General features: G+C 68.0%; 6 protein-coding genes. 1 reads left to right on the plus strand and 5 read right to left on the minus strand.

Features of this window, described 5'->3' with window-relative positions:
* The first annotated feature begins 39 nt into the window (after positions 1 to 39).
* Positions 40 to 276 (plus strand): twin-arginine translocase TatA/TatE family subunit, encoded by a 237-nt coding sequence (locus D7V97_RS14285; protein ID WP_120611185.1) that lies wholly within the window; start codon positions 40 to 42, stop codon positions 274 to 276.
* A 168-nt stretch (positions 277 to 444) separates the two neighbouring features.
* Here the strand turns inward: D7V97_RS14285 and D7V97_RS14290 are convergent, their stop codons facing one another.
* The 5 genes from D7V97_RS14290 to folE form a co-directional block, all read right to left on the minus strand.
* Positions 445 to 2,313 (minus strand): long-chain fatty acid--CoA ligase, encoded by a 1,869-nt coding sequence (locus tag D7V97_RS14290; RefSeq protein WP_120611186.1) that lies wholly within the window; start codon positions 2,311 to 2,313, stop codon positions 445 to 447.
* Positions 2,310 to 3,050: a tetratricopeptide repeat protein gene (locus D7V97_RS14295; RefSeq protein WP_120611187.1), complete on the minus strand. Its 741-nt coding sequence runs from the start codon at positions 3,048 to 3,050 to the stop codon at positions 2,310 to 2,312. Before D7V97_RS14295 ends, D7V97_RS14290 begins: the two co-directional genes overlap by 4 nt.
* 180 nt (positions 3,051 to 3,230) lie before the next feature.
* A complete protein-coding gene (locus tag D7V97_RS14300) occupies positions 3,231 to 3,971 on the minus strand; it encodes an RNA polymerase sigma factor RpoD/SigA (RefSeq protein WP_120611188.1) in 741 nt (246 codons plus the stop codon).
* Positions 3,972 to 4,197: 226 nt separating this feature from the next.
* The gene (locus tag D7V97_RS14305; RefSeq protein WP_120611189.1) at positions 4,198 to 5,628 is read right to left on the minus strand and encodes an FAD-binding oxidoreductase; all 1,431 of its coding nucleotides are present in this window, start codon (positions 5,626 to 5,628) and stop codon (positions 4,198 to 4,200) included.
* Positions 5,625 to 6,207 (minus strand): GTP cyclohydrolase I (gene folE / locus D7V97_RS14310; protein ID WP_368668909.1); only part of this gene is annotated, 583 nt, incomplete at its 5' end. The genes D7V97_RS14305 and folE, both read right to left, overlap by 4 nt.

The raw sequence follows: 6,207 nt of genomic DNA on the forward strand, positions 1-6,207 counted from the left end.
CCGGTATGCTCCAGCGCGCATTGTGCGAGGAGCGAAGCCATGGGTTTGAAGCTTCCTGAGATTCTCTTGATTTTCGCGGCGCTGCTGCTGCTGTTCGGCGGCTCGCGGCTGCCGCAGCTCGGCTCGTCCCTGGGCAGTGCGCTGCGCAACTTCAAGCGCGGCTTCTCCTCCGACGAGAAGGACGACGTCGAGGAGAAGAAGCAGCCCGGCACGCTGTCCGCCGCCTCCGGCGTGGACAAGGACGTCGCGGCCAAGTCCCCCAGCCACCACGCCTGAAGCCGTGCGGGAGGGGCCCTGACGGCCCGTCCCCTTCCTGCTGTCTCCGGACGCCCCTGACGCCCGTACCGCGAGCCGCTCGCTGCGGCCTTCGGACGGGCGTCGGGCTTCGTGCCGTGCTCCCCAGGCCCCTTGACGGGACGCGCCGGGGAGCGCCGGCGGGTGACTTCAGTCCATCACCTTCGCGCCGTCGTACATGGCGTCGATGGTCGCCTTGTACTTCTGGCTGGCCACCTTGCGCTTCACCTTGAGGGTGGGCGTGAGTTCCCCGGACTCCTGCGTGAAGTCGGCGTCCATGACGGCGATCTTCTTGATGCTGGAGTACGGAGGGATCTCCGCGTTCACCTTCTTGATGATCTCCTCGACGGCCGTCTTGATCTCCGGCCGCTGGGAGTTCTGCGCGTAGCTGCCCACCGCGATGCCCTTCTCCTCCAGGAACTTGCGCGCGGGGTCCTCGGACACGGTGATGAGCGCGACGAGGAACGGGCGCTTGTCGCCGTAGACCATCGCCTGGCTGATGAGCGGGAAGGTCTTGAGCGTGTTCTCGATGTTCTGGGGGGCCACGTTCTTGCCGCCCGCGGTGACGATGATGTCCTTCTTGCGGTCGGTGATGCGCAGGTAGTTGTCCGCGTCCACCTCGCCGATGTCACCGGTGTGGAACCAGCCGTCCGGCTCCAGCACCTCCGCGGTGGCGGCGGGGTTCTTGTAGTAGCCCTTCATCACGCAGGGGCCCCGGACCATGATCTCGCCGTCCGCGGCGATCTTGATCTCCGTGCCGGGCACCGGCGGCCCCACGGTGCCGATCTTGATCTTCTCCACGCGGTTGGCGTTGCAGGGCGCGCTCGTCTCCGTGAGGCCGTAGCCCTCCAGGACCTTGAGGTCGAGCAGGTCGAAGAAGTAGGCGATCTTCCGCGACAGCGGCGCGCCGCCGGAGATGAAGATGCGCATGTTGCCGCCCAGCTTCTCATCCAGCGTCTTGCGCACCTTGGAGAAGACCAGCTTCTTCGCCAGGCCGAACATCATCGAGTTGTACGGGCGGCCCTGCGCCATGGCCTCGGCGTACTCGTCGAACATGCCGAAGGCCCAGCGGAACAGCTTGCCCTTCATGCCCGGCGCCGAGGAGCCGTTGGCCACGACGTTGTTGTAGACCTTCTCGAACACGCGCGGGACGGACGGCAGCACCGTGGGGCGCGTCTCCGCCAGGTTCGCCAGGAGCTTGTCCACCGACTCCGCGATGATGAGGCGGAAGCCCATGGACAGCCACGCGGCCTTCACCACCTGGGCGAACACGTGCGCCAGGGGGAGGAAGAGCATCACCGAGTCCTCGGGCTTCATCATGCCCATGGCCTGGGTGGCCTTCGCTTCATAGGCCCAGTTGCCGTGGGTCAGGATGACGCCCTTCGGATCACCCGTGGTGCCGGAGGTGTAGATGAGCAGGTTGGTGTCATCCGACTTCACGGACGACACGCGCTGCGTGAACGCGTCCTCCGTCGCCTGCGGCCCCGTCTTGCCGGACGCCATCACCTCCGCGAGCGTGATCTCCTTGGGGCCGCTGACCGGGCCCTCGAAGACGACGATCTTCTCCAGCGACGGGATGTCGTTCAGCTTGGAGCGCACGCGCGTCAGGCGCCCGGCCTGCTTCGCATCCTTCTCGTCGGAGTCGACGAGAAGCATCTTCGTCTCCGAGTGGTTCAGGATGTAGCGGCATTCATCCGGCGTGTTGGAGCCGTAGATGGGCACCGTGATGGCCTGCGCCGCGCTGACCGCCAGGTCCGCGATGAGCCACTGGAGGCTGGTGTTGGCGAAGATGGCCACCCGGTCCCCGGGCTGGATGCCCTGGGCGATGAGGCCGGACGCCAGCCCCTTCACGTCCTCCAGCACCTGGGCGAACGTGACGTCCTGCCAGCGCCCGTCCTTCTTGTGCGTGACGCCCACCTTGGAGGCGTTCTGGGCCCGCTGCACGAGCAACTGGACGAGGTTCTGCTCCTGCGTCCCGCTCGCCGCGGGAGCCGTCGTGACCTGACTCTCTGCCCTCACTTGAGCTCCTCCTGGATGTCGGCATCCGTCTTCTTGGCCCACTGCTGCACGCGTTGCCCCTCCGCGGGGTTGTACGCCGTGCTTCCCTGCTTGACCTTCTCGATGGCGTCGCGCGCCTTCTCCGCCTTGCCATCCTTCAACAACGTCTCGGCGAGGTAGTAGTACGCGCGCAGCGACTGCGGATACTTGGCGATGGCCTTCTCATAGAACGTCACCGACTTGGACAGGTCCCGCTTCGGCCACGGCAGCTCGAAGTAGTAGCGACCCTTCACCAGCCAGGGGCCGCCCAGGTCGTAGCCCGGGTCGAGCTTCAGCGCGGTGTCCAGGCGCTCGTTGAACTTGCCCTCCAGGCCGTCCCCCAGCGCCTTCATGATGCCCACGGCCTGCGAGTAGGACCCGATGCCACAGGCGGCGTAGTAGTAGCCCTCCACGCGCGCGGGCTGGAGCTTCGCGGCCTTGTCGCCCACCTCCCAGGTCTGCTTGCCCAGGACCATCTTCAGCTTCTTCTCCGAAGCGCCGTCCGCCTGCCACTGGAGGATGCGGGCCTTGCGCCACACGAGCTCGAAGTCCTCGGGCGCGGTCGCCAGGGCGTCCTTCAGCCCCGTCTCCAATGCCTTCACGGATTCGGCATCGCTGCGTTTGGCGAACAACGCGTCGAGTTGGCTGAGCAGCGCGGGATCCGCTGCCTGGGCTGGAAGGGCCGCAAGCACCCAAAGGGCTAGCAATTTCAAGCGCATCGAAACGCCTTAACACGCACGCTTGCCTACCAGCAACCGAACGCGCCAGACGCAGCGCGGCAAAAAACAAGACGGGGCCGGCAAGGGTTGAACCCCCGCCAGACCCCGTCGCTGGTGAACAAAACCCCTGCCCTCCCGGGTGGGGGGGCAGGGGTTGGATGGGCTGCTTTTGCGCCCGCGTCAGGCCGCGTCGGCCGTGGCGGTGTGCTCTTCGTTCTCGTTGAAGGCGAAGAGGTAGCGCTCCAGGAAGTTCTTCGTCTTCAGCTCCACCTGGCGCACGCGCTCGCGCGACACGCCCCAGCGCTGCCCCAGCTCCTCCAGGGTGAGCGGCTTGTCCTGCGTGAGCCGCTCCTGGAGGATGTCCCAGCCCAGGTCGCCAATGCGCTTGCGCACCTTGGCCAGGGCCTCCTGGATTTCGGTGTCCTGCTCGCGGGACAGGAACGTCTCCTGGGGCGAGGGACCGCCGTCCTCCAGCCGGTCGAGGAAGGTCGTCTCCCCCTCCTCGTCGATGGTGGCGTCCAGCGAGAAGTCCACCATGCTGCCGCGCTCCGCCTCGCCGCCGCGCACCTGGCTGCGGTTGTCCTTGAGGTAGCGGGTGATGTAGGCGCGGATCCACCAGACGGCATAGGTGGCGAACCGCACGTTCTTCTTCGGGTCGAAGTGCTCGATGGCCTTCATCAAGCCCACGTTGCCTTCCTGGATGAGGTCGTCCAGGCGCGCCCCGCGGTTGGCGAACTTCTTGGCCACCGCGACCACGAAAGCGAGGTTGGAACTGGCGAGCGTCTGCCGGGCGCTCTCGTCACCCTTGCGGGCCTGGCGCGCCAGCTCGTACTCCTGCTCACGCGTCAGCTGGTGATGTCCGCCGAGGTGACGCAGGTAATGTGAAAGGCCCTCTGCTGCGAACTTCGTCGAGTTGGCCATGATTTCCCGTCCTTCCGTTCGTAACTGCCGGACGCGATGAATCCCCCGACGAACCGCGTCCACCTGTTACTAGGACGCGCAACGTCGGAAAGGGTTTCTCATTCCTGTGGAGAGGGGCATTTCGCCCGCTTACCCTTGTCAAAAGCCCGTCACGTCCCAGCCCTTTGCTGCATGGGAAGGTGAGAAAAACGACGGGTGGGACAGCACCTACGTTTCCGGTCACTGACTAGGAACGCTTGGGCGCGGGGAAGATTTTCTCGGGGTTGAGCAGGCCTGATGGATCAAACAAGGCTTTCAGGCGCCGCTGGAGGTCCAGGAGCGCCGGAGCCTGTTCCAGGGCCAGGTATTCCCGCTTGGCGTGTCCCACGCCGTGCTCGCCGGTGATGGTGCCGCCCAGGGCGACGGTGAGCTCCAGCATGCGGCGCAGGGCCTCTTCGACGAGGGGGCGCTGGGAGGGGCCGTCGTAGAGGATGTTGGCGTGCAGGTTGCCGTCGCCCGCATGGCCATACGTGGCCACGGTGAGCCCCAGCTCGTCGCCCATGCGCTTGAGCCGCTCGATGATGTCGGGAATTTTCGAGCGGGGGACCACGATGTCCTCGGAGATCTTCGCGGCCTTGAGCGCGCGCAGCGCCGGGGAGATGCCCCGCCGCGCCGCCCACAGCCGGTCGCGCTGGGCCTCGTCCTGGGCGACCAGGGTCTCGGTGGCTCCCTGGGCCTCGCAGATGGCGCCCAGCTGCGTCAGCTCCGCGAACACGCCCTCGGAGGTGTTGCCGTCGACCTCGGCGATGAGGGCGGCGCCCGCGCCGGGGGGGAACTGGAAGCTGCCCCGGTGGACGATGGCCTGGACGGCGACCTCGTCGATGAGCTCCAGGCAGCGGGGCAGGATGCCGGCGGCGAGCACCGCGGAGACGCCCCGGGCCGCGTGCAGCACGGAGGGGAACACCACCAGCGCGGTCATCACCTGGCGCGGCAGGGGGATGAGCTGGACGGTGATTTCGGTGGCCACGCCGAGCGTGCCCTCGGAGCCGACGAAGAGGCCCACGAGGTCGTAGCCGGCCACGCCCTTGATGGTACGCCGGCCCACGCGCAGCACCTCGCCGTCCGGCATCACCCACTCCAGGCCGATGACGTAGTCGCGCGTGACGCCGTACTTCAGCGCGCGCGGGCCGCCTGCGTTCTCCGCCACGTTGCCGCCCAGGGTGCAGAACTCCCAGGAGTTCGGGTCCGGGGGATAGAAGAGGCCCAGGGCCTCCACCGCCTTCATCAAGTCTCCCGTCACGACACCGGGCTCCACCACCGCGGTGAGGTCCTCGGTGGAGATGGCGCGGATGCGGTTCATGCGCTCCAGGCTCACCGCCACACCGCCGCGCAGGGGCAGGGAACCGCCGCTCTTGCCGCTGCGCGCGCCACAGGGGGTGAAGGGCACGCCGTGCGCCTGGCAGGCCTTGAAGATGGCGGACACCTGCGCGGTGTCCTCCGGCAGCAGGACGACGTCCGGCGGGTAGACGCCGCTGTCGGACTCGTCGCGCCCGTAGGCCTCGAGCGAGGCCTCGTCGCGCTTCACCTGGCCTTCGGACAGCACGTCCTTCAGGGCCTCCAGCGCCTTCGCCACGCGCTCGGGCGCCACGCGTTCGAAGGTCTGGGAGGCGGGGTTCATCGCCTTGCCCCCAGCCGTGCCCAGAGCTCCCGGCGCAACGGGCCGTCGCGGCGCAAGAGGCCCTCGTAGGCCTCCGCGTGGGTGACGGCGTCGCGCTGGTGATCCGCCCGCAAGCGCAGACAGGCCTGCTCCGCCTCCAGGATGCAGGCGGTGGCGGGGCTGTGGAGCACGCGGGCGAGCGCCTGGGCCACCTGACGCGCCAGATCCTCCTGGAGGATGAGCCGGTGCGCGAAGCAGTCCACCAGCGACGCCAGCCGGCCGAAGCCCACGACGCGCGCCCCCGGCACGTAGGCCACGTGCGCGCGGCCGGTGAAGGGCAGGAGGTGGTGCGGACACATGGAGTGGAAGCGCAAGTCCGACACGACGACGATCTCGCCGGACGAGTTCGGGGGCGCGGGGTAGGTCTTCCCGAGCGCCTCCTCGGGCGTGCGCCCGTAGCCGTCGAGGAAGCCGTTCGCCCACACGTCGGCCACGCGCGTCGGGGTGTCCACCAGGTTCTCGTCCTGGAGCGGCAGGCCGGCGGCGGAGAGGAAGTCACGCACCGCGCGGGCCATGGCGGCGGGGTCGGGGCGCACGGCG

Origin of the sequence: Corallococcus sp. CA053C, from assembly GCF_003611675.1 — a bacterium.
In the GTDB taxonomy this organism is placed as follows: domain Bacteria; phylum Myxococcota; class Myxococcia; order Myxococcales; family Myxococcaceae; genus Corallococcus.

What these genes read in the sequence shown, in the direction of transcription:
- D7V97_RS14285 (WP_120611185.1), top strand. Translation starts at nt 40, where the DNA reads ATGGGTTTGAAGCTTCCTGAGATTCTCTTGATTTTCGCGGCGCTGCTG.
- D7V97_RS14295 (WP_120611187.1), bottom strand. Translation starts at nt 3,050, where the DNA reads ATGCGCTTGAAATTGCTAGCCCTTTGGGTGCTTGCGGCCCTTCCAGCC.
- D7V97_RS14300 (WP_120611188.1), bottom strand. Translation starts at nt 3,971, where the DNA reads ATGGCCAACTCGACGAAGTTCGCAGCAGAGGGCCTTTCACATTACCTG.
- D7V97_RS14305 (WP_120611189.1), bottom strand. Translation starts at nt 5,628, where the DNA reads ATGAACCCCGCCTCCCAGACCTTCGAACGCGTGGCGCCCGAGCGCGTG.